This is a genomic window from Oligoflexus sp. (assembly GCF_035638955.1).
Taxonomy (GTDB): domain Bacteria; phylum Bdellovibrionota_B; class Oligoflexia; order Oligoflexales; family Oligoflexaceae; genus Oligoflexus.
In genome coordinates, this window is record NZ_DASQYZ010000207.1 from 82,709 (window position 1) to 108,455 (window position 25,747).

The 25,747-nt window shown below is 53.6% G+C and carries 15 protein-coding genes; 8 read left to right on the forward strand and 7 right to left on the reverse strand.

Translation table 11 applies throughout. From position 1 onward, the window contains the following. Position 1: 1 nt before the first annotated feature. The 3 genes from VE954_RS19235 to VE954_RS19245 form a co-directional block, all read right to left on the reverse strand. The gene (locus tag VE954_RS19235) at positions 2-1,420 is read right to left on the reverse strand and encodes a hypothetical protein (RefSeq protein ID WP_324955728.1); all 1,419 of its coding nucleotides are present in this window, start codon (positions 1,418-1,420) and stop codon (positions 2-4) included. 82 nt (positions 1,421-1,502) lie between these two features. Then, positions 1,503-2,501 carry a hypothetical protein gene (locus VE954_RS19240; RefSeq protein WP_324955730.1) on the reverse strand — a complete coding sequence of 333 codons (999 nt, stop codon included), beginning with the start codon at positions 2,499-2,501 and terminating at the stop codon, positions 1,503-1,505. Between the two features lie 224 nt (positions 2,502-2,725). Continuing rightward, positions 2,726-3,490 (reverse strand): lysophospholipid acyltransferase family protein, encoded by a 765-nt coding sequence (locus tag VE954_RS19245; RefSeq protein ID WP_324955732.1) that lies wholly within the window; start codon positions 3,488-3,490, stop codon positions 2,726-2,728. Positions 3,491-3,642: 152 nt separating this feature from the next. Between VE954_RS19245 and VE954_RS19250 the strand changes: the two genes are divergently transcribed. The 5 genes from VE954_RS19250 (at position 3,643) to VE954_RS19270 (ending at position 10,039) form a co-directional block, all read left to right on the forward strand. Then, positions 3,643-4,482, forward strand: a complete 840-nt coding sequence (locus VE954_RS19250) for a GNAT family N-acetyltransferase (protein ID WP_324955734.1) — start codon at positions 3,643-3,645, stop codon at positions 4,480-4,482. Positions 4,483-4,499: 17 nt separating this feature from the next. Next, positions 4,500-5,528 (forward strand): M14 family zinc carboxypeptidase, encoded by a 1,029-nt coding sequence (locus VE954_RS19255; protein WP_324955736.1) that lies wholly within the window; start codon positions 4,500-4,502, stop codon positions 5,526-5,528. A 135-nt stretch (positions 5,529-5,663) separates the two neighbouring features. Continuing rightward, positions 5,664-8,996: a hypothetical protein gene (locus VE954_RS19260; RefSeq protein WP_324955737.1), complete on the forward strand. Its 3,333-nt coding sequence runs from the start codon at positions 5,664-5,666 to the stop codon at positions 8,994-8,996. A 220-nt stretch (positions 8,997-9,216) separates the two neighbouring features. After that, positions 9,217-9,567 (forward strand): response regulator, encoded by a 351-nt coding sequence (locus VE954_RS19265; protein WP_324955739.1) that lies wholly within the window; start codon positions 9,217-9,219, stop codon positions 9,565-9,567. Positions 9,568-9,667: 100 nt separating this feature from the next. Next, on the forward strand, positions 9,668-10,039 hold the full coding sequence (locus VE954_RS19270; RefSeq protein WP_324955741.1) for a hypothetical protein: 372 nt from the start codon (positions 9,668-9,670) through the stop codon (positions 10,037-10,039). A gap of 43 nt (positions 10,040-10,082) precedes the next feature. Here VE954_RS19270 and VE954_RS19275 read toward each other — a convergent pair whose 3' ends face one another. Beyond that, positions 10,083-12,401: an NADP-dependent malic enzyme gene (locus VE954_RS19275; RefSeq protein ID WP_324955743.1), complete on the reverse strand. Its 2,319-nt coding sequence runs from the start codon at positions 12,399-12,401 to the stop codon at positions 10,083-10,085. A gap of 243 nt (positions 12,402-12,644) precedes the next feature. Here VE954_RS19275 and VE954_RS19280 point away from each other — a divergent pair, with 243 nt between their 5' ends. Next, positions 12,645-13,808: a PQQ-binding-like beta-propeller repeat protein gene (locus VE954_RS19280; protein ID WP_324955745.1), complete on the forward strand. Its 1,164-nt coding sequence runs from the start codon at positions 12,645-12,647 to the stop codon at positions 13,806-13,808. Between the two features lie 4 nt (positions 13,809-13,812). Here the strand turns inward: VE954_RS19280 and VE954_RS19285 are convergent, their stop codons facing one another. Next, positions 13,813-14,247: a DUF5360 family protein gene (locus VE954_RS19285; protein WP_324955747.1), complete on the reverse strand. Its 435-nt coding sequence runs from the start codon at positions 14,245-14,247 to the stop codon at positions 13,813-13,815. 459 nt (positions 14,248-14,706) lie between these two features. Here VE954_RS19285 and VE954_RS19290 point away from each other — a divergent pair, with 459 nt between their 5' ends. After that, positions 14,707-15,249, forward strand: a complete 543-nt coding sequence (locus tag VE954_RS19290) for a GNAT family N-acetyltransferase (protein WP_324955749.1) — start codon at positions 14,707-14,709, stop codon at positions 15,247-15,249. A 78-nt stretch (positions 15,250-15,327) separates the two neighbouring features. Then, positions 15,328-17,517 carry a prolyl oligopeptidase family serine peptidase gene (locus tag VE954_RS19295; RefSeq protein ID WP_324955751.1) on the forward strand — a complete coding sequence of 730 codons (2,190 nt, stop codon included), beginning with the start codon at positions 15,328-15,330 and terminating at the stop codon, positions 17,515-17,517. 93 nt (positions 17,518-17,610) lie between these two features. Here the strand turns inward: VE954_RS19295 and VE954_RS19300 are convergent, their stop codons facing one another. Together VE954_RS19300 and VE954_RS19305 are read right to left on the reverse strand one after the other, a co-directional pair. After that, positions 17,611-22,038 (reverse strand): response regulator, encoded by a 4,428-nt coding sequence (locus tag VE954_RS19300; RefSeq protein WP_324955753.1) that lies wholly within the window; start codon positions 22,036-22,038, stop codon positions 17,611-17,613. Then, positions 22,035-25,493, reverse strand: coding sequence for an ATP-binding protein (locus tag VE954_RS19305; protein ID WP_324955755.1), 3,459 nt, complete (start codon positions 25,491-25,493; stop codon positions 22,035-22,037). Before VE954_RS19305 ends, VE954_RS19300 begins: the two co-directional genes overlap by 4 nt. Positions 25,494-25,747: the final 254 nt, after the last annotated feature.

Sequence of the window (25,747 nt, forward strand, 5' to 3'; positions counted from 1 at the left end):
CTCAGGGCGGAAAGTTCGTTGCCTTGGTCACGGAGCTGCCATCTTTCATCGTGTAGACAACGGTGGCCGCTGGTGCGTTCGGTGCGCACTTATAGGAGGCGGCAAAGGCTACTTGATTATAAGGTTCGGCACAGCCTGTCAGAGTCAAATGACTCAGCTGATTGATCTCCGACGCCACGATTTTGTATGGTGTATCCGTGCCGATCTGAATCAGCACATACGGCTTCAGGTACACAGAGGTGTACCGGAAACTGGTGACGGCACCATTGATGCGATACTGGACACGAACCCAGCGCGTCCCATCAGCTGGTTGCAACGTGACATCAAGTTCAGGCTTGTACGCAATCCACTGAAACGTGTTGTCATCGTCCAGGATATCGCCGTGGACATACATTTCAACCTGGTCATCGGCAAAGCCGTCAACCCAAGGCAGTACGGTTACCTGATTGCTATCCGACCAGGCTTTGTCATCTTTGATCCGAATCCCCTCACCGATATAATTGGGATCCGAAGTCACCTTAATATCCTGACGCAGGCAGTAGTTTTCAGCTTCATCACGGATTTGAACCGTCAAGTTTTTGACGCCAGCACCAGACGTCATTTTAATGGGGACGCGTGTACCGGTGTTGACGAATTCATGGAATACATTAGGATCGCTTACGTCACCAAACACCCGGTAGAAAACCGGGCCATCATTTTCCGCATAAACCATCACTTCAAAATATCGATTCTGTGATCCGGTGCCTCGCACTTCCACACGACAGTTGGTAGGTGCTGTGGATTTTTTCCGGATTTGAATTGTTTTCAGGTCTGTTTCATTTTTGAAATCGTTGCGCAACTTGACCCGTATGGTTTTCATTCCATCATCTTCGGTCAGATGAATGGGGACCTTACTGAATTCAGGAATGGTGCGCCAGGATCCTTTGGGGCTTTCTTCGATGGAGAGGTCGCCCTCAATCCATATTTCATTGGTCAGGGGGTCGCGACTTTCAGAAACCAGCAGGACCACGCGGGAATCATTGGTAGCGTGGCTGGCAAAACCAATAATCGGGTTGTCAGGTGATTCCAGGCTGAAGGACCACTTCACAGCATCCTGCAAGAGCGGCGTTCCGTCGGATTTGAAAAATTGAATATTCACGACGTAATCGCCAACTTCGACATATTGCAGTTTGGTGCGGGTTTTAACCGGGACTTCGGTATCCAAAGGAATATCTGCTGTAAAGCCACGACCGCTCAGCTTGAACGACAGCTGCTCAACGCCTGAGCCTTCGATCACGAGTGTGTTTTCAATCTGGGATGTGAACTTGGATTCCACATAGTAGCGGAACTGGGGAATGGCGGAAACATCGATCTTATTGTTGCCGCAGGAGGCTAACAATAATGCTAAGGTCGCTGTGATCCATGTTTGAAAAGCCCGCACAAATTACCTCGTCTGATGGCGGCGAGCCGGGGAAGGTTGACCAAGGTCAGCTTTCACCGGCTCGCCTTCGAGTAACTATCGATTAAGGATAGGTCAGAGTCGAAACATCAACGTTGAAGTAGCGGTAGGAAGCGCCACCCGATTGCACAACCAGAAGCATGTTGGGCTTAAGGTGCATCTGTGCAGGACCAGTCAAAGTTTGGGTGTTAAAGCCACCTTTGAGCGCTCCTGTTGTACCGACTGGAAACTGGTCAACTGCAGCAACTGTTGTACTGGCACCAGCAAACAACGCGTTGGCCTGGGTTTGAGTCAAAGTTCCACCGAAGGTATCTTCAACCAGGACGTACTTGAGCGTGGTCATCAGGTTATTACCGCAGGAATAAGCAGGGTTGGTACCGGTAATGTTGGTGAGACATTCCACTTTAAAGGTGAACTGACCCGCACCACCAGCCGCCATACCCGTCATGGTCACGCCTACGATATCAACCGAGGCGGCATCCACACCGCTGACACTCAGAGCATGAGAGTCACCTACGACTGTCTTGGCGATAGTTTCGTCCGTACCAGCGACCAACTGCGAGAAGGTATAGGACACAGCTTCTGTTCCACTGATCGGGTCACCCAGCTGAGACGTTACGGTCACTGTGAACTTGTTACTGGCATTGCCTGACTCTTCAAAGGTTGCAATGTCACCCGATATCCACGTCGTGAAGGGGTCGCCACCAACACCTGCAACCGGAGCATAAGTGATACCGCTCAAGACGAAGGAATTCAGCTTGACCTTGCAGCCCTGATCGAATTTATAGACATCCACACTAGGGTTGGCTTGTGTGATACTGGCTACAGTCAAACCTGAGGCGCAGCCATCCAGTGACATCGCGTAGGAACTGGCTGCAGCGAGGTTAAAACCCGCGCCTCTCTCCGACACGTTCACACCAACAGTCACAGTCTCACGTCGCGTGGAGTCCGTCTCCGTCGAGGCGTCCTGATTATCCGCCACGCTTTGCAGTTTCGGTCCACAAGCAGCCAGACCCATCGATAAGCCTACCGCTACCAGACCCTGTACTACAGTAACTTTCATGGACGACTCCTATGATTTTGCACTTCGAATTCTTCGTTGCGTAAAGAATGAGTGTTTGCATTCCCCAGCTATTCATTTGAATCACTATTCGGTGCCAGCCCCCCAGTCTTTAAACAAACCACAAAGCTCCCCATAAAGGGCTGCGATCCCAGCCAGTTTTAGAGGTCAAAACAATTATTTCTTTTCGGCATGGAGGTAGGGTGAACAGGTTTTTGCACGGGTTCTTACGCGAAGGCAGATTGGGCCTTGAGGCAAAGGTCCGTGGTCTGGCTCCAGGCCTCATGAGCGGCCCTTCGAGGTGAATCGCCCGGCCCCACGACAAGAGGCTCCAGGCAAACCACAACCTCGATGGAAATGGCCTGCAAGGCTTTGAAGAGATGGGGTAAAAGAGCGTCATCGTCGATCCAGGCCTGCACGCCCTGCTCGGCATAATGCAGTCCCGCGAGCCACAGTGGAACACCAGGGTCCCGAAGCACGGCTATGTTCCCGCGCCGCCACTGCAAAAACCGAGGTGCGGCCGCCGACGTGGTGGTGCCTTCGGGAAAAACGCAATAGGACAGATGGGGAACTGCCCGCTGCAGCAGGCGAAGACTTCGCCAGCGTGACGTCACACATTCCCGGCGGACATAGATCGTATTGCAAAGGCTGACCACAGGACCCAGAATCGGCCAGCTCGCTATGCTGTCTTTCGCCATAAACCCCACGGGAAAAAGCGAACCCAGGACTAGAATATCCCAATACGAGACGTGATGGCTTAAGAGCAAAAAACTTTGACCTAGCTCGGGCCGCGGGCCTTGCAGATGGATTCTTAAACCGCACACCCGGGCCATGGCCTTCAGATGACCCTGCATCATCTGGGCGATGATTTTCATCCGGCGTGGTGTCGCACGACGCATGATCAGGCGAACCCAACTCACCGTCAGTAAAAGGCTCAAGATCACGAACAAAAGGAGCAGCATACGCCGGATCGAGCGAAGAGTTTTCCGCATAAAACCTCACATGGATACCCCCTAGCTTAATCATGACGTCAGGCTGCGTCATGCAATTTATCGACTCTTTACTGAGAATTTAATACAGGGGCCTAAGCCTTTCGTATGATGTCAGCATGAGAAGAAAAATTCCTCGTCACCAGGAGTGGACGATGCAAACCGATCACGCTTTCGCCCCTATTTGGACTTGCGACGCCTTGGGATTGGACATCGAGTTACCTTCCAGCTGGAAAGCCAAGGTCCCTATCCATCTGGAACAGGCCCGCTACATCATTAAAACAGCCGACAGTGCCGAGGAATTCCGCCAGGTCATCGATCTGCGGTCCGCAGTATTCATCGAAGAATTTGCCGGCAAAACCGGATCACGACGCATGGATCTGGAAGCCCGGGATCAGGCGGCTGACTTCTTAATCATCCAGGATCGCGATACACGCGAAGTCCTGGCCAGCTATCGCTTGCTTTGCTCGGACTTTACCGACGACTTTTACTCCTGCAGCGAATTCATGATCGATAGTTTCCTGCAGTCTGACGGTAAAAAGCTGGAACTGAGTCGCGCCTGCGTCCGCCCGGATAAACGCAGCAAGGGTATTTTCGTTCACCTGCTCTGGCGAGGCCTGGCTGCCTATAGCGCGGCGGTCGGCAGCCGCTACCTCTTCGGCTGTTCCAGTGTCCAAAGCCTGGATCTGCGGCATCTGGTCCAGGTTTATCAGTATCTGCATCAGAGCGGGTGCCTGGACGACCGTTTTCCCGTTCAACCCATATCTGGCTATTCCATTATTGATAAGGAGGGACTGCTGGCTCTGGTTATGAAATCAGTATCCTCCCTGGGTGAAAGCCTATTGCCCCCGATCCTGGCTGGCTATCTGAAAGCTGGTGCCAGGATTTATGGAGCTCCTGCTTTCGATCAGGATTTTCAATGCCTCGACCTTTTCACGGTTTTGGATTTTGACCGCTTATCGGAAGCCCATGGCCGGAAATATATGCGCTCCTGACACCATGAGGCCCAACGTTGGACTATCCTGACTTTCCGGAAATGCAGGAACTCATGATCTGCGCTGACAGCATCTCACCGGTGGGTGAGGTGCGGGAAGAAGCGTTGGTCCGGTATCGGCATCAGGATTTTCCCATTCTGAGTTTTCGCTTTGGTTCGACCGACCCCTCGGCCCCTACTCTACTTTTTGTTGCCGGCGTGCACGGCCTGGAAAAGATTGGAACCCATGTCGTCACGTCTTTTCTTAAGTCTTTCATTCGTCTCGCCCAGTGGGACCACACACTGATTCACTTGCTCGAGACCTGTCGCATTCTGTTTTATCCCCTGGTCAATCCCATCGGCATGCTGTTAAACAGTCGCGCCAATGGCCATGGCGTGGATCTGATGCGCAATGCTCCCATTGATGCCGAAGAGAGAACCCTGCCTTTAGTTGGAGGCCATCGCATCGGCAATTGGTTGCCCTGGTACCGCGGTGAGTTGGACAGGCCCATGGAGTTGGAGGCTATGACACTCTGCGATTTTGTGCGCCGGGAGGTATTCCCCTCTCGCACCTCTTTGATCTTGGATGTGCATTCGGGTTTTGGGCTGGTCGATCGGGTCTGGTTCCCTTATGCCTCGTCCCACCGCTATTATCCCAATGCTCCAAGGATTCTGGCCCTGAAAAAACTTTTGGATCAGAGCTATCCGCATCATGTTTACATCATCGAGCCTCAGCATCACGCGTATACCACGCATGGTGACCTCTGGGATTATTTGAGCCTTGAGCATCAGGCTGCGCATTTGCCTGGAACCATGATCCCTCTCACTATGGAAATGGGGTCCTGGCATTGGGTCAAGAAAAACCCAAAGCAGCTCTTCAGCAGTTTCGGTATTTTCAATCCTGTTCTCCCCCATCGCATCAAGCGGGCTGAACGCCGACATTTTTTCCTGTTCGATTTTTTAGTCAAGGCCATCGCTTCGGGGGACCGCTGGGCGGAACTTCAGGGCCAAAAACAAATTTTTCTGGAAAAAAAATCGCGGCAGCTTTGGTATTCTCCACAACGCTGATCGAAAAGTAAGGACAGTCGAAAGATCCATAAACTCGCCTGCCTTGATAAAGATGCTTTAAATTCCATTGAATTCCTTTCAAGAGGGACGCCCCATACTCCGAGTGCGCAAGCAACCTGAGTCTGTGGGAGATGAATGATGTTAAAAAGAGCTCTCGGGCTTTTGATCGGTCTCTGTATTCACATGCCGATCGCCCAAAGCCAAACCGATCGATTGAGTTTTCCAATTCATATGAATATGAATCCGAACACCCAGGACCTGGACCTTCTGGCGAACAAGGCCCGAATCTGGGATGGGCAGCAGATGCTGACGGCGAACCTGGATTTTCGAAGCGTTCGCTGCGAACTGCGTGAGCCTCGTCTCAAGTGCTTTGGCAACGTTTACATGAATGCCGTTGATCTGCCGGAATCCACTGGAACGTGGATGCTGACCTTCGATTGGAACCTCAATGATCTGCATGATGCCAACGAACCTTTGGTGCGAGCGCAATCCAATCATGCAACCACACGCGCTCGGGCCCTGTCCATGGCGGCTGTGCAAGGGGCGACTGTGGTTTATACCGAACCGGATTGCAGCTGTCGCAATCAGACGCCGTCCTGCCTGGAAAAGCAGACCTGGCAGGTTTTGATTCGGGAGAAATCATCTGGCACGCTGGTGTGGGGACCAGAAACACAATCAACCGTATTGGACGCGAGCTGTCAGGCCGTTCTCCTCCTGGGTCGTGACACGGCATTGGATCCAGCTGTGACTCAGCGTGATGCTGCAGAGTTGCAACTGAATCTTGTTGGTGCCAATCAAATGGAACAGCGTTTGGATTTTTATTGGCTCAGCATCAAAGGCAAGGACGGTGAACGCGGACCGCAAGGACCGCGCGGAGACAACGGTTCCACGGGACCATCGGGTCCTCAAGGAACACGAGGCGATGTTGGACCCATCGGGCCTCAGGGCCTTATGGGACCCAAGGGCGAAGGGGGTGGTGAAGGACCACGAGGTGATGTCGGACCCATTGGACCATCCGGACCCGTCGGGCCGCGTGGTGAAGCCGGCCCTCTCGGTCCCCGCGGAGCCTTAGGACCCCAGGGTCCTCAAGGTGAACTTGGTGACGAGGGACCCGCCGGACCTCAGGGTCCCCAGGGCATCAAAGGTGAGAAAGGCGATTTGGGATTAACAGGGCCGCAAGGTTTGAAAGGTGATAAAGGCGAAACCGGTGTGAGTGGCCCGATCGGTCCGCTTGGTCCCAAAGGCGATACAGGCGACATCGGACCGTTGGGACCTCAGGGTCTGAAGGGAGAACAAGGCGACGTTGGACCCCTCGGACCTGCGGGACCTCAAGGCAGTATCGGACCGCGCGGCGAGTCTGGGCCCAAAGGAGATGTCGGACCTGCGGGACCTGCTGGACCGCAAGGTGAAAAAGGTGATGCAGGTTCCACGGGACCTCAGGGTGAAAAAGGTGACATCGGATCAATCGGGCCCGAGGGTGCGAAAGGTGATGCAGGTCCCGCTGGGCCGCAAGGTGAAAAAGGTGAAATCGGACTCATCGGTCCTGCTGGACCGCAAGGCATGAAAGGCGATGCCGGACCCACAGGAGCGCAAGGTGAAAAAGGCGAGATCGGACTCATCGGTCCTGCTGGACCGCAAGGCATGAAAGGCGACGCGGGACCAGCCGGTCCTCAAGGCGACATGGGATCCGAAGGACCGATGGGACCGTCTGGTCCTCAGGGTTTGAAAGGTGATGCAGGTCCCATTGGACCGCAAGGTGACAAAGGAGACATTGGTTTGATAGGGCCTGCTGGACCGCAAGGCATGAAAGGCGATGCTGGTCCAGTTGGACCTCAAGGCGACATGGGATCCGAAGGGCCGATAGGACCGGCTGGTCCTCAGGGTTTGAAAGGTGATGCAGGTCCTGCTGGGCCGCAAGGCGAAAAAGGTGACATTGGTTTGCTAGGGCCTGCTGGCCCGCAAGGCATGAAAGGCGATGCTGGTCCAGTTGGACCTCAAGGCGACATGGGATCCGAAGGACCGATAGGACCGGCTGGTCCGCAGGGTTTGAAAGGTGATGCAGGTCCGATTGGGCCGCAAGGTAACGTTGGGCCTGAAGGACCGATGGGACCGGCTGGTCCGCAGGGTTTGGCAGGTCCTCTTGGACCCAAGGGCGAACAAGGTGATCCAGGCGTTATCGGACCGGCAGGGCCGGTGGGACCGGCAGGACCAAAAGGTGAAACTGGTCCTGCAGGAATTCAGGGCGAAAAAGGCGATTTTGGTCCGACCGGACCACAAGGTCTTCAAGGCATTCGCGGTGAAACAGGAGCAACCGGTCTCGCAGGAATTCAGGGCGAAAAAGGTGACAAAGGCGATCCTGGTGTGGGAGGTCCGCGCGGGATCCCAGGTGAATCAGGAGCCACAGGTGCCACGGGCCCACAAGGCGAGCAGGGTCCTGTAGGTCCTCAGGGCGTGCTGGGTCCCCTTGGTCCGCAAGGCCCTCAAGGCGAAATTGGACCTGCCGGGCCCCAAGGAGTCCAAGGTGAAACAGGCGAAAAAGGTCCCATTGGACCCATCGGCTTAACCGGACCGCAAGGACCCAAAGGTGACGCTGGACCTATAGGACCCCAGGGACTAAAGGGTGAAACAGGCTCCACCGGACCACAAGGCTCCCAAGGTGATGCCGGTCCGGTTGGACCTCAAGGTCCTCAGGGCATTCGCGGTGAATCAGGGGCAACAGGAGCAGTCGGTCCTGCAGGTGCGCAAGGTCCCAAAGGCGATACTGGCGAGGAAGGTCTGCGCGGGCCCAAGGGTGAAACCGGTGATACAGGGCTAACAGGCCCCGCGGGACCCCAGGGTGTTGCCGGTCCCATCGGTCCCCAAGGAACGAAAGGTGAAACCGGAGCGACAGGGGCTCAAGGTCTTCAAGGCGAAGTCGGTCCCACTGGGCCGCAAGGTCCAAAAGGTGAAACCGGAGCGCAGGGCTTGCAAGGCCTCAAAGGCGATACAGGCGATACAGGCGATAAGGGCGACGCTGGGCCTATTGGTCCCCAGGGCATAAAGGGTGAAACCGGAGCGCAGGGTTTACAAGGTCCCCAAGGTGATAAAGGCGATGCCGGACCCACAGGAGCGCAAGGTACGAAAGGCGAAACTGGAGCGCAGGGTTTACAAGGTCCCCAAGGTGATAAAGGCGATGCCGGCCCTACAGGAGCCCAGGGATCGCAGGGACTCAAAGGTGAAACTGGAGCCACGGGAGCCACCGGGCCGCAAGGTTCCACTGGACCTGCCGGACCTGATGGTCCGCGCGGTGTTAAAGGCGAATCCGGGGCGAAAGGTGATGAAGGCGATAAGGGCGACTCCGGCCCCATCGGTCCTGAAGGTCCGGTCGGACCCCGCGGACCCAAAGGCGAAACAGGCTCCACGCCTGACCTTTCCGCCATCATGCAACGACTCAATGCATTGGAACAGGCTGTTGGCATAACGCCCTAACTTCCAAAAATCGCTCCGGGCCCTGGTCCGGAGCCGTTTTATTTCAGGGCCGCCAGCCACCGTCCAACGACTCTAATCTCACGACACCATTTCAAAATTCGAATTCGTTCCCAATCGTAAGAAGGATCGGCGCCCGACTCTTCGATAAAGTGTTCGGGCGCGAGTTCTGTCGGTCTGGAAATGTCGGGTGATAGCGTCTGATCATAGAGGGAGTCACATCATGAAAAAAGTTCTATTGATCGACGACGATCCGGTCTTTGCCTTGGTCGCGGAAAAAGCCTCCAAGGACTATGGGATTGAAATCGAATACGTTTCCAGCTTCAAAAAATTCAAGATCCATAAACTCGATGGCTATGACGGCTTTATGGTGGACTATGATCTGGGCGACGCCACCGGCGATGAAGTGCTGGCCTTTCTCAGTGCCAAAAAAATCGACCGCCCCGTGGCCATGATCAGCGCCACCAATCACGTCGACGATGCGGAGCCTTTAGTGGATGCCCGATCGTATACATTCATTAGTAAGTGGTTGGATACCGAGAGTTTTTTTCTGGAGCTGAAAAAAGTTCTCTAAGCGGAATGGCACAGGCCCCAGCTTTTCTCAATCCCTTGCTCTCAGGTTGAGAAAAGCCTACCATTTTCTATAGCTATTCCTATCCAACTGGAGTCCCGTTATGAGAGCTTTTGCATTCAGCTTTGTGTCTGTCACGCTTGTGAGTTTGGCATTAAATACGGCTTGTGGCAGTAAATCCGACGACTCGGACGAAGTCGCGGCCACGACCACGACATCAAGTTACACCTATACGGCCAACACCAAGGCCATTATCGACGCGAACTGCACCGCCTCTGGTTGCCATGCCGCAGGCAGCGTAAACAAGCCCATGACCACCCTGGCGGAAATCAAGGCTGTGACAGCTGCCAAGATGATTACACGCATCAAGGCTGATGACAGCACACGCATGCCTAAGAATAACACAACTTTCGAAACCAGCGACGCAGGCGTCATGCTCCTCGACTGGCTGGCCGGCGGCTCCGACCTGAAATAAGGCCTTGCGAGGATCTGGCCCTCGGACCAGATCCTGCCTCGTCCTACCAGCTTTCCACAGCCTGATGCGCCGTCACATAAATCATATTCACCACCTCATCCGTCGTCGCGCTGATTTGCAGGACGTTCGCCGGTTTGCGCATGCCATGCAGAATCGGTCCGATCAGCGAAGCCTGACCTATTTGCGCCATCATTTTATAGGAAATATTGGCTGAAGCCAGATCCGGGAAAATCAAAACATTGGCGTCACCAGTCAAACCACAGAAAGGAAATTCTCTTTCACGCAGCCCTGCATTCAACGCCACATCTGACTGCATTTCACCATCGATTTCCAGGTCGGGTCGCAGCTTCCGGACAATCCGCACGGCCTCGGCAACCTTGGTCGCTTCCGGGGAACGGCTCGTTCCAAAGCTCGAAAAACTCAACATGGCAATGCGAATGGGATCCTTGGTATAGCGTTCCGCAACCGCAACCGTGCTCAACGCAATTTCAGCCAGCTTCTCGGCATTGGGATTTTCATTCACAGTACAGTCAGCAAAGAAAAACTGCCGGTCCCGCTGCATCACCATGTATATCCCGGCCAGTGTTTGCTCATCATGGACACCGATCACTTCCAAAAGTGGTCGAATCGAGGGACCATAGGGTTCCACCACACCGGACACGACGCCGTCCGCGTCTCCATTTTGTAGCATCATGGCCGCAAAGTAATTGTAGTTATGCAGCAGCTGGCGGGCTCCACTCAGCGATACACCCTTGCGTTGCCGATCCTTGAACAGCCGCGCGGCATACTCATCAAATTTATTCGAGTGCACCGGCGCAATGATATCCACTTTATCCTTGAAGTTCAAAAGCCCAAACTTCTCGGCATTGATGAGAATCCGCTCGGGATTACCGATCAGGGAAATATCCACATCCCCTTCGTCCACCACCTGCGCGGCAGCACGCAGAATCCGCCGATCATAGGAGTTGGGAATCACAATTCGCGCCTTGCGCTGATTCTTTTTATGAACGACATGAATCTCACGCTGAATCAAGCGCATCATGCTCTGGGTAGGACCAAGGATATGTTCAATTTGTTCTGTATAACGGGCAATATCAATCGGCCGACGGGCCACGCCTGAATCCATGGCAGCTTTGGCGACAGCAGGCGCGACGTGAAAGAGCACACGAGGGTCAACCGGTTTGGGAATCAGATAGTCTCGACCAAACTGATAGACTTCACCATCCTTATACGCTTTCATGACAGCATCAGGCACACTTTCACGGGCCAACGCCGCAATCGCCCGCACGGCGGCCAGCTTCATCTCCTCATTGATCACACGAGCGCGCACATCGAGGGCACCGCGGAAAATAAAGGGGAAGCCTAGAACGTTATTCACCTGATTGGGATAATCGGAACGTCCCGTCGCAACAATGGCATCGGGCCTTTCTGCACGCGCCACATCTGGCCTAATTTCCGGCTCGGGATTGGCCAGGGCAAAGATAATCGGATTCACGGCCATCTTGCGAATCATCTCGGGACTCAGAGCTCTGGCCACCGACACACCAACGAAGGCATCCGCCCCATCCAAAGCTTCAGCTAAAGTTCGCAAAGACGTGTCGTGAGCAAAACGTTCCTTATACTCATTCAGATCCTTGCGACCGCGATGCACAACACCCTTGCTATCGCAGAGCACCAGATTTTTGGCTTTCACACCCAGCGACAAAAATAGATTGGCGCAGGCAATCGCGGCCGCTCCAGCACCGGAAAACACCACCTTCACGTTCTCAATTTTCTTTTCCGCCACTTCCAGCGCATTCAAAAATGCAGCCGCAGCAATGATGGCTGTCCCATGCTGATCATCATGAAAAACCGGTATATTCATCTGCTCACGCAGTTTTTCCTCAATGTAAAAACACTCAGGTGCCTTGATGTCTTCCAGGTTAATACCACCAAAGGTCGGCTCCAAAGCCTTCACGCAGGCGATAAATTGATCGGGATCTTTGGCATTCACCTCGATATCAAAGACATCGATGTCGGCAAATTTTTTGAAAAGCATGGCCTTGCCTTCCATCACCGGTTTGGCTGCGTAAGGACCGATATCACCCAGCCCGAGGACGGCGGTTCCGTTGGAAATGACGCCGACCAGATTGCCTCGACCCGTATAAATAAACGAGTCCTCTTCATTTTTCTCAATCTCCAGACACGGGACCGCGACGCCGGGAGAATACGCCAGAGTCAGGTCCCTCTGCGTGGATGCGGGCTTTTTAATACCAGTGAATATCTTGCCCGCAGGAGATCGGCGATGGTATTCCAGCGCGTCCTCTTCCATGGTTTTCGGAATTTCCTTGTCGCCTGCATCTTTATTGTTTTGTTGACTCATAGCCTTTTTATTCCTTCAAGCTGGAGCTTTTGAGCGTTCATGCTATCGCTCGCACTGCAGGCTGTCAAACCCGATACTGTTCGCGTTTTGTTCACTATGTAAATTCTGCATTTCGGGTTGATTTTCCATCCTGGCCTCGCTAATTAGAAAGGAGGGAACCATCCCGACATTCAAATTCCGGAAGACACGCACTTCGCCCACGCCTTCTTTCGGGACCTTCACGACCTTCCATGGAGATATCTTATGCAAGCACTTATCGTGCTCGGCCTTGCGTTATCGTTTTCTGCGTTTGGCGCAGTCCAGGTCGAGTGGAATGCCCCTTTAGCGGATTGCACTCCCGTTGACCTCGCCGTGGATCCCGAAGGGCAGAGTTACGTCACCTGTCAGCAGCCCTATGGCGAAGCCGCGGTGGTCTATCGCTACGCAAGCAATGGACGCCTGACCGGCACCCGATCCTTGCCTGCCTTGGACAAGGGAAGTCTGATGCCGCGCGATCTCCTCTTGCACGAGGGAATTCTTTATCTCAGCCAGACTCTCCAGACCGACGACGCCACACATTCCCAACTGATCGCTCTTGAGCCCGCATCTCTGCAGATTTTATGGCAGGACGAAGGGTCGCATTTCGTAGGCCTCAATCTGGTGGCCTTGCCTCATGGAGGGATTTGGTGGCTTGGGGTGAATGATGCACGCGATGCCGATATTCTCGCGTCGCGTTACACCAGCTCGGGCACACGGGCGGCGTCCTTTCGCTATGACAGCGGTGTCCATGATAGCCTTGGCTTTGATCGCCGCAGTGGGGCTGCTGGTCCGGACTCCAGTCTTTATATTGGCGGCTTCTCCGAGGTTCTGCGGGTGGCGGACGATGGGACTCTGCTCTGGAAAAAGGATTTCCCCACCACAGCGATTGCCAGCCGCTTGGATGGTGAATTGATCGCGACCAACCTGCGCGCACCGCTGGGCAGCACCGCACGCTTTGATGAAGACGGGAAACTCATCTGGCAGGTGGATCAGGGGGCTTCGGCCTTAACGCTGGCCCCGGATCAAACCATCTGGATGGCCGGCACCAAAGTCGTCGGTCAAACCGCAGATTGGGATGTGAGGCTGCTCCAGCTGAGTGAAAACGGAGCCGTGCAGGCACGGGATGACTATGTCGGTCCCTTTCAGGATCGCGCGGTTGATATAGCAACCGATGCGGCGGGCAATGCTTATGTGTTGGCGTCGAGTTATGTGAAATCAGGCTGGCTTGGGACCGTCGATCGTTATCTTATATTAAAATATGATCGCGCGGGTGCCCGCCTATGGAGTCATTTGTATGGTGCTGTCGGTTTACCGGAGGCCTTGCACGTGACAGCAGAAGGTGGCGTCTATGCTGTGGGTCGTGACGGAATGATCCTGCTGCGGGACTAGCCGATTAACGTCCGCTGCGTCTGACGATGAACATCACAAAAGGCAGGGGATAGAGCAAAAGAAAGAGATTGGGCAGCCACCAGATCCACGAAAAATCGTTACGCAGCGTCCAAAAACTTAGTGCCTGCAGTCCGGCGCAAAACGAGAATGTGAGCGAAACCAGGGCCATGGGTAAGGCCTTGCCCGACCGCCTGGCAGCCAGATAAAGGCTGAGCAATCCGGTGACGGCAATCAGCACGTCCAGGATCAGGAACGACCAGCTCCAATCCATCAGCATAGGCTGTTCGTGATCCTTGAAGAGCCAGGACCGCGGAATTTGCTGAAATGCAGCCAGGACCCAATACACGATAAAACCAATATCGACGACCAGAAAGCAGGCCCGAAGCCCCGACGGCAACAGATCAGGAGCTGAAAACATGCGCTGCTTTGGTCGGCCCATGTTGGGGTCCCCCCTGGCGAATGCCCGCTTGATTGCGAGCCCTTACTTGAATGTACTCTTTCCATACTAGGATACTTGGATGCCAGGATCACCAGGAAATTGCTGCACCTGCTCAAATACCGTTCGGCTCCAGAGCCTGAAATGAGCGAGTCAGCCCCGTTTTTTGCTTCGCGAAAGCACAAAATCAGGCGCGACGTCGCGCTTTGGACACAAAGTTGTGACAGCGAAGGTTTCTTCGCCCTAAGCCGATGGCCTGGTAGGAACCTTCGTCATGATTCTGACGCTGCGGTTGCACGTCTTATGGTGAACATTTAAGCAGTGCCCCAGCAAAGCCTTGCCTGAGCCCACAGCTCCTCACTACAAACTAATATGCATCGCCTTCACAAAATAATTGTTTGGCCGAATCTGATGCCCTACGATGCCTTTTATCAACCGAACCTTTGATCAAAGAGCCGACGCATGCCCAGATTGGAAAGCCCACGCCTGATTCTCGACGAAGTCACGGCCCATGACGTTGAAGCCATTCATCGTTATGCGTCAGACCCTGAAGTGGTGCGCTATCAAACTTGGGGACCGAACACCTTGCTCCAAACCGAAGAGTTTGTTCAGCAGGTCCTGCGCTGGCAGCATGACAAACCGCGCCGGTTCATTGTCCTTGCCATTCGCAAAAAAAATCAGCCACGCATGCTCGGAGCTGTTTCATTGGAAATCGATGATCAGCTCCCTTCCGCGGCCTTCGGTTTTTCCCTGGCCCGTGATGCATGGGGTCAGGGCTTTGCCACGGAAGCTGGGCAAACACTGATTATGCATATTGAAGAACGCATGCCTCTGACGCGCCTCACGGCATCCTGTGATCGGCGTAATATCGCCTCACAGTCTGTCTTGCGAAAATGCGGATTCAAGTCCATAGGTCTGATCCATCAGCATATGATGCTGCGTGATGGTCTTCGCGATACTCTGCTATTCGAGCTGCCTCTGCGTGCGGCTGCTGCTTCTCCTTGATGCCAACCCGGACATTTGTTAAAGCTGCAGCTGGCCTGATGCGTTCAGGCCTGGCTCATCTGCGCATAAGGAGTCCCCATGCTAGCCCGATACCCCAGGCTGCCCCTGTCAGCCGCCATGGTTCTCGCCCTCGGTTGCACATCCGTTCCGAACACGTCCGAAACGGGCGGTTCATCCCGCTCCAAAGTGAGCCCTCCGCCCGTCACCAAAGTCCAGCCGGTGATCGATCGTCATCATGAAGTGGACGTCACCGATCCCTATCGTTGGCTCGAATCAGGCCAGGACAAAAACGTTCAGGAATTTATCAAACAACAAAACGAATACGCGCGAACGTATCTTGATGCTCTCGAGAGTCGCGAGAGCCTGCGTCAGCAATTGAATGAAATCCTGGGTGCCAGCTCCATCAGCTATCGCAGTTTGCATGAAGTGCAAGGCCAACTCTTCGCTTTGAAGCAGCACCCTCCGAAGCAGCATCGTTTTCTCGTCACCTTGCCGGACGCAGGGCATCCTGAAAAGGAACGCGTTGTGATCGATCCGGATGCCCTCGAACCCAAGGGTAAGGTAGCTATCGATTGGTATCGTGTGTCTCCGAACGGACGCTATGTAGCGGCATCCTTATCCGTTGATGGCAGTGAAGCCGGCGATGTTTCGGTGTTCGAAGTGGCGACCGGCAAGCGGGTGTTTGAAGTCATTCCAGGCGTCAACGCGGGAACAGCCGGCGGTGATCTCGGTTGGGCTCCCGATAGCGGTGGTTTCTATTACACCCGTTATCCGCGCGGCGATGAACGCCCGGCTGCGGATAAGATGTTTTTTACTCAGCTGTACTTTCACAAACTAGGTACGCCGACGACCGCGGATCGTTTTGAGCTCGGCAAGGATTTTTCCCGCATCGCCGAGTTTTTTGTCGAAATTCATCCGTCCGGTCGTGTGATCGCCGCGGTTCAAAAAGGTGACGGCGGCGAGTTCCAACATTATCTGCGGTCTTTGGACGGCACCTGGAAGCAGCTTGCGGATTATCCCGATCGGATCGCTCAATTCTTTTTTGGCGAGCGCGATGATCTTTACTTCATTTCCCAAAAGGATGCACCACACGGCAAGGTCATGGCTGTGAGCCTGAAAGATCCCAGTCCTGCCAAAGCACGGGTGATTATTCCAGAAGGCAAGGATTCGATCGTTACGGATATCACCAGCGGTGAAGGCTTTTTGGTCCACAAGGGCCGGCTCTACGTCTCCTATCAAACCGGTGGTCCTTCTGAAATTCGCAGCTTTGATCTGGATGGAAAATCCAAGCCTGGCCCCAGGACTGCACCTGTGACTGGCGTGAATAATGTCGCGGGCCTGGCCAATGGCGATGTGCTGTTTGCTCAAAGATCCTATCTTGAGCCCACGGCGTATTATCACTATTCCATTCAAAAGAACAGCACCACCAAGACCCAGCTGCAGGAAAAAAGTCCGGTGGATCTTACCGGTGTGACGGTGATTCGCGAGATGGTGAAATCCAAGGATGGGACGATGATTCCCGTTAATATCATCCTGCCACCAGGCGTCAAGCCGGGGACACCCGTTCCTTTTGTCCTGAATGGGTATGGCGGCTTTAGCATCAGCATCGAACCTCAGTTTTTGGGCTCGCGCTCGGTGCTGCTCAAATCCGGCGTCGGCTATGCGATTGCCAACCTTCGGGGTGGCAGTGAGTTTGGTGAGACCTGGCATGCGCAGGGTTCGCTCACTAAAAAACAAAACGTCTTTGATGACTTTATTGCTGCGGGTGAATTCCTGGTTCAAGCCAAATACGCTTTGCCTGGAAAAGTTGCCATCATCGGTGGTTCGAATGGAGGCCTTCTGGTGGGAGCCGCGATCACCCAGAGACCCGAACTGTTTGCAGCCGCCGTTGCGTCGGTGGGGTATTTCGATATGATTCGAATTGAAAGTGAACCCAATGGTCAGTTCAATACCACCGAATATGGCACTATTGCCGATAAGCAGCAGTTTGAAGCTCTTTACGCGTATTCACCGTATCATCGGATCAAGGATGGAACCGCCTATCCGCCGATTTTGATGCAGGTGGGCGCCACCGATCAACGCGTCGCGCCCTGGCATTCGCGCAAAATGGTTGCCAGATTACAGGCAGCTTCGTCATCGGGCGCTCCCGCGCTTCTGTATACGCGCTTCGATGCCGGCCACGGGATGGGCAGTTCTGTAGCGCAACAGATCGATCAAAATCTCGATGCTTATTCCTTTATGCTCCGCTTTCTAAAAGCCAGCCATTAACAAAAGGGAGCGAGGTCATGGACCTCGCTCCTTTTCCGCAGTCCAATGACAATGAAAGTAAAATGACAAATCAGAAGCCATGCTGCTGGCTATTCACGCCACATCGCGATTTGGCCGCCGTGGAATCAGGCGGAACAGAGGCGTTATCCCGATTCCCTTCAGTTCAAAGCTGCCGGCCGCCACCCAGTCTTCATGCTCCAGGCTGTCACGGACAGTTTGCGAGATGAAGGTGGTGTCTGACTCGGCCGAACTTTCAATGCGTGAGGCAATATTAACGGTTGAACCAATTGCTGTGTACTCAGAACGCATATCATTGCCGAAGGTCCCGACGATAGCCGGCCCGGCGTGAATCCCAATACGCATCGCAAACGGTTCGACCTGCTCTTTGGCCCAACGTTCATTGAGACTCTGGAGGGCCTTATGCATCGCCATGGCACAGTCGCAGGCAAGTTCCGCCTGCTTGACAGGCGTCAGGGTCTGGGGCGCTCCAAAGAGCACCATAATCGCATCGCCAATGAATTTATCGATGGTACCCTGATGGGCATAAATAATTTGTGTCATTTCATCGAGAAATTCATTCAGAAGACGCGACATCTTCTTCGGTCCCATTTTCTCCGAAGCCGATGTAAAACCAACGATATCGGAAAACAGCACCGTGATATTCGTAGTCCTGGCCTGCTCATCGAGCTGAGTCCGCCCCGCAATGATTTCCTGCACCATATAAGGTGGAAGGAAACGCTGGAGAACCTTTTCGGTCAGGAAACGATTGAGTTCCATAACCTTGCGTTCGCTGCGCTTCAGGTCCATCAGGTTCTTGGCAAGGCTTTGCAGTTCGATGATATCGAATGGCTTGCCGAGATAAGCAGAAGCCCCTCGCTGAGTGGCCAGAAGGCGCGATTCCTCATCCGTCTTGGCGGTCAGAAGGATGGTCGGAATCGTGGCCAGCTGCGGGTCTTCATGGAGCGCTTCGATAAGTTCCGGACCCGTCATCCCAGGCATCATCCAATCTGTGACAATAAGATCAGGTTGAACCTTTCGGATCAACTCAAGACCGGACTGGCCGCTATCGGCTGTATGAACGGTAAAACCTTTCTGCTCCAGACCCCTCCTAATGAGCTGGCGCATATCCCGCAGATCATCACACACGACAATGTTCCCTTCCGATACCGTCGGCAGGACAGCGATCTGGGTCACTTCTTCCGCCGCATGGCTGCCCTCGAGATCAGCCAAATGCCAATCTCTTGGCTTGTCCCAATTGTTCGGAGACGAACCGTGGCTACGGAGCGTGGAATGCATCACAGCATCGAGCACGATTTTCTGCAGTTCCTTGATATCCACCGGCTTATAGAAGAGATGATCCACTTTCGAACGGTTGATCGCTTCGCCCAGGACAGCCGTGGATCGGTCGCCTGTTATGAGAAAGCGCTTGCTGTCAGGTTCGGTCTCCAGCACATGCTCGAGAAGGTGCCAGCCATGTTCCGTTCCAAGATTCGCATCGGCGAGCACCGCGCGAAAGCGGAATTGACGAAGCAGTACTTTCGCTTCCTTGACGGTTTGCACGCAGGCAATGCCACTGACCTGAGGCTGGTTATCAAAGGATCGCATGAGAGTCATGAGCACGACCGGGTCATCATCCACAATCAGAAGGTCTTTGACAGCACGCTGCGTTCCGAGGCCCCGAGGCAGAGTGGCCCGCTCCAGGGCCATCAAATCAATCTCATCCAACCCCTGGCGGCAGATATGAGTGTCACTCGGGTAGCGGGATGGATCTACGGGGCCGCTTGGAATGATGAAGATATGCGTTTGCGGCTGCAGGGCATGCAGGCTTTCAAGAGCAGCCGGAAGCTGTCCATCCCCATCAATGAAGGCAAAGATACGTTGTGAGCGGACCAGGTTCCGCGCCTCTTCAATGTCATCACAGATTTGAATGCGTTCAATACTGCTCGCTTCCCGCAATCGTTCCTGCAACTGCTGGCTGCGCTGCTGATTCTGGCTTAGAATGAGCACCTCGCACTCGTTTTGATCCAGCACGCAAGGAAGTTCAAACCAGAACGATGCTCCCTGGCCTTTGCTACTTTCCACACCGACGGTGCCCTGCATCTTACTCGAAAGTTCTTTGACAAGGGCCAGGCCGAGGCCACTGCCTTCATAACTCCGACGATCGGAGTTGTCGAGCTGGGAGAAGACTTTGAAGAGCTTTTGCTGGTCGTCTGGAGCCAAACCGGGGCCAGTATCGGTCACAATCACTCGATAGGACCAGAGCTTGTGTTCAAGGCAAACTGTAATTTTTCCGCCCTGGGGCGTATATTTCAGTGCGTTTGAGAGATAATTGAAAAGCATCTTTTCCAGGGCATCCGTCTGGCCCATCACCTGAACATCAGCAGCCGTCATGTTAAGGGCTTGAAATTCAATTCCCTTGGCCTGGCAGGCCGCCTGAAAGCTGGCCAGACAGGTGCGAACGAAGTCGCTGAGATTCACCAGGCCCAGTTCCATTTCATAGGCGCCCTGGCTGAGCTTTTGGAAATCAAGCAGCTGATTGACGAGACGCAGGAGGCGTCTCGCGTGGCGGTCGGCCGTTTGCAGTTCACTGTCCTGAGGCAGATCGTGGAGCTTCTCCTTGACGCTCGCAAGGATCAGCGTGAGCGGAGTGCGAAGCTCATGCGAGATATTTTGGAAGAAGTGGGTTTTCTCGCGATCGAGTTTCTTCAAAGCCTCATGGGCTTCTTCCAGGGCTTGTCTCTGCTCAGCTATCTGATCACGTTGCGTCTGAAGTTCTTCGGCACGCTTATGGGCACGCCGTTCCAAGGTACGGATCGCAGTTACATCACTCATGGTGACCAGAATTCGGTCGATCCGGCCGTCGCTGGGCGCGAGGGCACTCCAGCTGACTTCGTAATCCCTTAAGCCCATCCTGGGGGACGGGAGTGCGATTTCCTGAGGGAGCTGGAGCCGCGACGCGTCAAAGATTTCAATATCGCTGCCTATGGTCTGGCGCAAGGTCTCTTCGAAAATCCCGGATTTGGTATTGAGCCCATCAGGATTCAAAAGGGCTACACCGGGTTTGCCGAGGAGCTCCTCCTGACCGACAATGGTTTCAAGGTATCGGGAATAATCCTTGCCAACCAGCAGCGCCGATCCTTCAAGAGTCAAGATCCCGACAGGCACTGTTTCCAGAATACTTCGGATTTCCTTGGTCTGCGCGTAGACCCGATCTTCCAGAGTTCGGTTAAGTTCCTTGATCTGGTCGCGCTCGATGCGCAACTCTTCAGCCAATTGCCGTACAGCTGCTTCTGATGTCTCGGCCCGGAAAAAGGCCTTGGCGAACCTTCTTGCGAGAAGAATCGATTGGAAGAAGACAAAGCTCACCATCCCAACTGATCCGAGAGGATAAGATTGGAAAACGAAACGGCCGCTGTTTAGGACGACGTCGTGGATAACAGCGGCAAGGGAAATAAGAATCGCACTGAGGAAGATCCCAGCACCTTCCTCTTTGGCCCGTACAGCCTTGAGAACAGTATAAAAACATATGAACCCAAAGATCATGACGAGGACCTGCATCGCTATGGTTGCATCAACAAAAGTCCGCGCTTCGGTCGTCAAAACAAAACCATAAAATAGAAGCGATAGCCAGGCCACAATCTGCGTGACACGCTTTGGAAAGAAATTTGGGAAAAGGTGGTGAGTAAAAAGAGCTAAAAAGGCGATGCCTGGAATCCAGGTATTGAATATCTGGAGCTGAGGCGTAAACCCGATTCCGGGAAACACGATGACCGCTGTACGTCCGGACGCAGCCGACATATAAACAGCAGAGACGAGGCAAACGAGACCGAAATAGAGAGTAGACCGAGCCTGGGTTCGGAGTGCAAACAAACAGAAATGGTAGATTGACATAATTAGAAGACTGCCAATCAAAAGGGTATCGGTGAAGATTTCCCTCTCTCGTTGACTCTGAATGCCGGCAACGGTTCCTATCAGGGGAACGGCGGTTATTCCAGTCGTAAAAAATTCAAAACTTGCGGTTTGAACAACAATATCAAATTCAGCGTTTTGCGGGGTAAACGTTTTTCGCCCGTTCCGAACGCCCGGTTCATAATGTTTTGAATCATCGCTCGGCCCAACCCGACCTGAGGCCTCTATGAGCTTGCCATCGATATAGATTCGTGAAGCTGACCAAATCGCCGGCCAGCTCAGTGCAATTTCCCGGGGCTGATCGAGTTTCACATGCAGCCGGTAGGTGGCGTAGCCTTTCTTGGGATGATTGGAATGCCGATACCAGCCGCCTGGGACACCCAAAAGCTCCATGCCCTTGGGCTTATCGTTGACAAAGGCACCGGGTTCGAGCAACTGCTCCCAATAAAACTCCCATTCGCCGGCAAGGTTAATCACGGGGATTTTTTGAGGATCCCACGATGTCAGGTCCAGAACACCTTTCTCAACATGCACGTTCTGCACGTTCAGTGACCATGCCGCAGAACTGAAGAAGAGGGACATCATGGCCAGAAAAAGAAAGGCTGTTCTCATGCCAGTTTCTCCTCTTTCTTTTTCACAAAGCTGATCACAAAGGTCGTATGCTCGTCTTTCAAATCAAGACTGAGGTTAGCGCCCTGTTCCCGTACGAGCCTCTGTGACAATGACAGGCCGAGGCCTGTCCCTTGCTGACCCTTGGTTGAAAACCCACGGCGGAAAATCTGTTTGGCTATGGACTCGTCAATTTTTGGTCCACCATTGCGAATACGTAGCTCACAGGAATCACGGTGCTCTCGATAAGCTATTTCAATCCACCGCTTTTCCATGGGTTCCTTGGCCATGACATCGCAGGCATTCCCAAGCAGGTTAATCAGAACCTGCTGCAAAACCCCAGGAGCCATCGGCAGATCAAGGGGCGGAACGTCAGACCGAAGTTCAACACCAGACTTGCGAAAACGGGCCTGCATCAGCGTCTGGATGCTGGCAATGACTTCCCGCAGGATGGATTGGCCCTGGCTGTGCCCCATGCGTTCCAGGTCAAGGGCGGATAGGGCGAGATCACGGCCCCGATATAGCGCCAGCTGAAAGTCAATGAACTGGTCGCTCATGTCCAGCTGATCCTGCAAGGAGGCGAACGATTCTGCGGGGAGCTCGTGGATGGTCTTCCAAAGTTCGAGGGTCGTAGGGTCGTCGAGAGAGCTGAAGGCCAGAATCCTTGCGGCTCGACGGCGATTCTCACCGGGCCACCTTTGCTTCGCCTGCTGCTGCATCTGGTCGAAAGAGGCAAGACGGTTGGAGCCTCGGCGCGACATTTCAAAGGCTTTTTGCAAGGCCGCTACTGCAGGAACTGGCAAATCCGGACGTGACCAAAGCTCAGGAAATAGCTGAGCCAGCTCCTGAGGTTTTGCATGCGGGAGTTGAAAGATGTTTTTGAGCTCATGACTGAGATCCGTAAAAAGCGCTCCAAGCTCGCTCAGACGTTGACGGTGTTCTGAATCTAGAGCCTGGCGCTGAAGCTCCCTGCGTTCAATCGTATTGTAGACGCGCAGGCTCAATTCCCGGGGATCGAAGGGTTTGGACATGTATTCATCCGCGCCAAGGCCCAGACTGGCAATACGGTCCTGATCCGACGCTCTTGCGGTCAGGATAATAATAGGAAGGTCCTTGAGCCGGGGGGTGGATCGCACGGTGCGCAGGACATCCTCACCGGAAACCTCGGGCATCATAAGATCCAGGATCAGCAGGTCGGGAGCAGCTTCGTCCAGGCTCTGAAGTGCTTTTTTCCCACCATCCGCCAGCTCGATTTGATAGCCATCAAGACTCAGAATGTCTTGAATCACCTCAAGGTTGCTGGAATTGTCATCCACGACCAGCAGGCGGAATTGCGAGGCAAAATCATGAATCGCTGCCGAATGCCCGGCCGCGAGGCTATGAACGGCTCCACCATCCTCGTTGACTTCGCTGACTGTAATCGCACCGTCGTTGGCTTCCTCTGCTTGGGCCTGAATATCCCGGGAAAGTTCTGGCAGTTTGACAAAAAAGAGCGACCCCTTGTTCAAGGTGGATTCAACCTGAACGGTGCCCTGGCTCAGTTTCACCAGATCCCGTACCATGGCAAGCCCCAAGCCTGTTCCTTCATAGGAACGTCGCGCGTCCGATTGCGCCTGGCTGAACTCGTCAAAGATTTTAGTCTGGTTTTCAGGGGCAATCCCTATGCCTTGATCGCTGACGCGGATCAGAAGCTCGCCCTGCCGGTGCTCAATCACGAGACGGACCTGGTTGGGACGATCGGGGCTGCGAAATTTAAAGGCATTGCCCAGCAGGTTACGGATCATGGTCAATATTTTTTCCCTGTCACCATTCCATCGACGTGTCCCGGCAATATCATCGAGCTGCGAGGCATATTGGGTGCCGGGAAATTTCAACTGAAGTCCTTCAGCGAGGACATCGCAGTCTTTTTTAAGTTGAGCGAGGTCGATGACGTTCATGGTCAGGCGCAGGTCCCCGCGTTTGGACTTGGCCAGATCGAGGATGGTGTTAACTTGAAGTTTCAAGGATTCCGCGAGACGCCAGGCTTTGTCGATCTGAATGCGGGCCTTGTCAGGGACAGGACCATAGTGGCCGCCACGTACGAGGTCAAGAAAGCCAAGAATGCCGTTAAGAGGCGTCCGGAGCTCGTGCGACGTGTTGTGGAAGAAAACCGTACGGGCTTTTTCCTTTTCTATGATTTCATCGGATAAGATCTGCACCTGCCGGAAAGCTTGGGCAAACCGCATAGATAAGAGCGCTGATTGCCCCAGTATGAAAATAAGGATGCCATACATAGTGAGTGCTGGAGTATTGAGTTTCCCCATCATCAGGAACATATCGTTGACGGTGGCAATGCCGAAGACACCGATAATGCCGAGAAAAATTCGCGCTTCTGTCGGTTTCCGCCGGAGCGCCCGGACGACTGACACAAGAGTGTATCCTATCAATGAGACGCACATAAGCTGAAAAATCCCGAGAAATTTAATATACTGTGCCGGCACTGAAAATATAACGAGTGCTGAGAAAAACAAAGTTGCAATGGCAAAGAGATGGGCAAATTTTTTATTAACTTCGGCCGGGAAAATGTTGGCGACGAAGTAAAAGCAAGCGACGGACGTGCCCTGCCAGCCCAGATTGAAGAGAAGAATGCGATGGTTGTAATGCCAGGAGGGCAGTACGAGCTCTATAACTTCAGACTCATTGATTGCCGTTAAGTTGAGCGCGACGGCGATAGTCATCAATGTAAAGAAGAGATTGCTTTTGTCGTCGCTCCTCAAGGCGAACAGAAAGAGATGATAAATTCCCATGACGAAGCAGACTGCAATCAATGAAGTTTCAAGGCCGAGTTGCTTTCTAAGATTATCTTCAAGTGCATGAGTCAGACCAATCCTGGAAACTTTTCTCCTAAAACCGCCATTCAAAGGGCTTTCCCAATTCGAAGCTTCATAAACCAGCTCAATTTCAGATTCCTGACTGGGTATTGGTATGTGTTTGGGTTTTCTGCTGTACACCTGCGTTGATTCATAAGTCGAGTCGAGTATGCTGAGAGGTTCACCAAAAGTGTATTGAAGCTCATGGTTGATAAAGACGCGAGCGCGGGTCACAGCGCCAACGAGGGTCATGCCGAGGCCCTGGGTACGGTTCGGAAGGAGGATGCGGACGCGATAGCTGGCAAATCCCAAGGCGGGAAATCGTCCGTCACGGTTCCACGGCAGTGACATTTCAAGATACTGAGGATCTGCACCGGCACGAGGAGCGGAGACAATAAACTGCTCCCAGTAAAACTCCGCTTCGCCCTTCAACTCAATGATGGGATCCCGCTGAGGGTCCCAATTCCGAAGGTCCAGAACCCCTTTTTCAATGCGATAGGACGGTGAAGCCTGCAAAACCCAGGTCGGCCAGACGGCAGCCAGCACAACAACCAGCCTGCTCAGCCACCAGAGAAAATGCTTTGATACGCTCAAGTATGAATTCGGCATAGATAGCCCTCGAAGGGCCTATCGGTGATTCGTCTTTCCAGCCAACATACTTGTAAACAATAATCCCAAGCAGCGCACCAGGCCCAGACAGCATCTTTTTTAATGAGTACAAATATCCACACCGCATCTGTTTCCACACTTGATTTCGTCCCCGGCGCGAGTCACGTCCCGTGATGTCCCGCTGATTGCCTCGTCATGTCCGATCGGATTCGATAAAACGATCTCAGCCGGACGAAACGGCAAGACCCAATCAA

Coding starts and splice junctions, on each gene's coding strand:
- VE954_RS19240 (WP_324955730.1), bottom strand. CDS start 2,501: ATGAAAGTTACTGTAGTACAGGGTCTGGTAGCGGTAGGCTTATCGATG.
- VE954_RS19245 (WP_324955732.1), bottom strand. CDS start 3,490: ATGCGGAAAACTCTTCGCTCGATCCGGCGTATGCTGCTCCTTTTGTTC.
- VE954_RS19250 (WP_324955734.1), top strand. CDS start 3,643: ATGCAAACCGATCACGCTTTCGCCCCTATTTGGACTTGCGACGCCTTG.
- VE954_RS19260 (WP_324955737.1), top strand. CDS start 5,664: ATGATGTTAAAAAGAGCTCTCGGGCTTTTGATCGGTCTCTGTATTCAC.
- VE954_RS19265 (WP_324955739.1), top strand. CDS start 9,217: ATGAAAAAAGTTCTATTGATCGACGACGATCCGGTCTTTGCCTTGGTC.
- VE954_RS19270 (WP_324955741.1), top strand. CDS start 9,668: ATGAGAGCTTTTGCATTCAGCTTTGTGTCTGTCACGCTTGTGAGTTTG.
- VE954_RS19275 (WP_324955743.1), bottom strand. CDS start 12,401: ATGAGTCAACAAAACAATAAAGATGCAGGCGACAAGGAAATTCCGAAA.
- VE954_RS19280 (WP_324955745.1), top strand. CDS start 12,645: ATGCAAGCACTTATCGTGCTCGGCCTTGCGTTATCGTTTTCTGCGTTT.
- VE954_RS19285 (WP_324955747.1), bottom strand. CDS start 14,247: ATGGGCCGACCAAAGCAGCGCATGTTTTCAGCTCCTGATCTGTTGCCG.
- VE954_RS19290 (WP_324955749.1), top strand. CDS start 14,707: ATGCCCAGATTGGAAAGCCCACGCCTGATTCTCGACGAAGTCACGGCC.
- VE954_RS19295 (WP_324955751.1), top strand. CDS start 15,328: ATGCTAGCCCGATACCCCAGGCTGCCCCTGTCAGCCGCCATGGTTCTC.
- VE954_RS19300 (WP_324955753.1), bottom strand. CDS start 22,038: ATGAGAACAGCCTTTCTTTTTCTGGCCATGATGTCCCTCTTCTTCAGT.
- VE954_RS19305 (WP_324955755.1), bottom strand. CDS start 25,493: ATGCCGAATTCATACTTGAGCGTATCAAAGCATTTTCTCTGGTGGCTG.